Annotated in this window: 1 protein-coding gene; it reads left to right on the top strand. The window is 64.4% G+C overall.

Annotated features, from left to right (window positions below; all coding sequences use genetic code 11):
• The coding region (locus Adu01nite_RS47370; protein WP_203735993.1) for an MDR/SDR family oxidoreductase at positions 1 to 1563 on the top strand (1563 nt) is incomplete at both ends.

Genomic DNA, 1563 nt, shown 5'->3' with positions numbered 1-1563 from the left:
CGGGTTTGAATTTCCGTGATGTGTTGGTCGGGCTGGGGATGGTGCCTGATCAGGTTGGTATGGGTGGTGAGGGTGCTGGTGTGGTGACCGAGGTGGGCCCTGGTGTGTCGGGGTTCGCGGTTGGTGATCGGGTGTTCGGGATTTTCCGGGATGCGTTCGCGCCGGTGGTGGTTGTTGATCATCGGATGGTGGTGCGGATGCCGGTGGGTTGGTCGTTCGAGGTGGCGGCGTCGGTGCCGGTGGTGTTTGTGACGGCGATGCTGGGTTTGCGGGAGTTGGGTGGGGTCCGGGCGGGTGAGCGGGTGTTGGTGCATGCCGCTGCGGGTGGTGTGGGTATGGCGGCGGTGCAGTTGCTGCGGTATTGGGGTGCCGAGGTGTATGCGACTGCGAGTCCTGGTAAGTGGGATGTGTTGCGGGGGATGGGTTTCGACGATGCGCATGTGGCGTCGTCGCGGGATGCGGGGTTTGTGGGGAAGTTCCCGCGGGTGGATGTGGTGTTGAACTCGCTGGCGGGGTCGTTTGTGGATGCGTCGTTGGGGATGTTGCGGCCGGGTGGGCGTTTCCTGGAGATGGGTAAGACTGATATCCGGGATCGTGGGGTTGTCGAGGCGGCGTTTCCTGGGGTGTCGTATCAGGCGTATGACTTGCTCGATCCGGGTCCGGCGCGGGTGGGTGGGTTGCTCGCTGATGTGGTGGAGTTGTTCCGGGTAGGTGTGTTGCGGCCGGTGCCGGTGATGCCGTGGGATGTGCGGCGGGCGGCTGAGGCTTTCCGGTTCATGAGTCAGGCCCGGCATGTCGGCAAGTTGGTGCTGAGCATGCCGCGGGGGTTGGATCCGGATGGTGCGGTGCTGGTTGTCGGGGGGACCGGCACTTTGGGGGCGATGGTGGCCCGGCATCTGGTTACCGGGTATGGGGTGCGGCGGCTGACTTTGACGAGCCGGCGGGGTTTGGATGCGCCGGGTGCGGACGATTTGCGTGCGGAGTTGGAGGGTTTGGGTGCTGAGGTGAGCATCGTGGCCTGTGATGCCGCGGATCGTGTCGCGTTGGCTTCGGTGTTGGATGCGATTCCGGTGTTGACGGGTGTGGTTCATGCCGCTGGTGTGCTGGATGACGGCACGGTGGAGTCGTTGACGGCGGAGCGGGTGGCGGCGGTGTTGCGGCCGAAGGTCGATGCGGTGGTGGGTTTGGAGGAGTTGACCGCGGGTCGTGATGTGGCGATGTTTACCGTGTTTTCGTCGGTGGCTGGTGTGTTTGGTACGGCGGGGCAGGGCAATTATGCGGCGGCGAACGCGGCGGTTGATGCGTTGATGGTTGCCCGGCGTGGCCGGGGTTTGCCGGGGTTGTCGTTGGCGTGGGGTTATTGGTCGCGTGACAGTGGGATGACGGGGCATCTCGATGGTGCGGATCGGGCTCGTATTGTCCGGACGGGGTTGCGTCCGTTGTCGGATGCGGATGGGTTGGCGTTGTTCGATGCGGCGCATCGGGTTGATGAGTCTGTTCTGGTTCCGGTGGCGTTGGATATCGCTGTTCTGCAGCGTCAGGCCGAAGCCGGCATGCTCCCGG

The organism is Paractinoplanes durhamensis (assembly GCF_016862175.1).
GTDB classification, from domain to species: Bacteria; Actinomycetota; Actinomycetes; order Mycobacteriales; family Micromonosporaceae; genus Actinoplanes; species Actinoplanes durhamensis.
The sequence above is the reverse complement of the archived record's forward strand: the minus strand, read 5'-3'. Positions and strand labels throughout refer to the sequence as shown.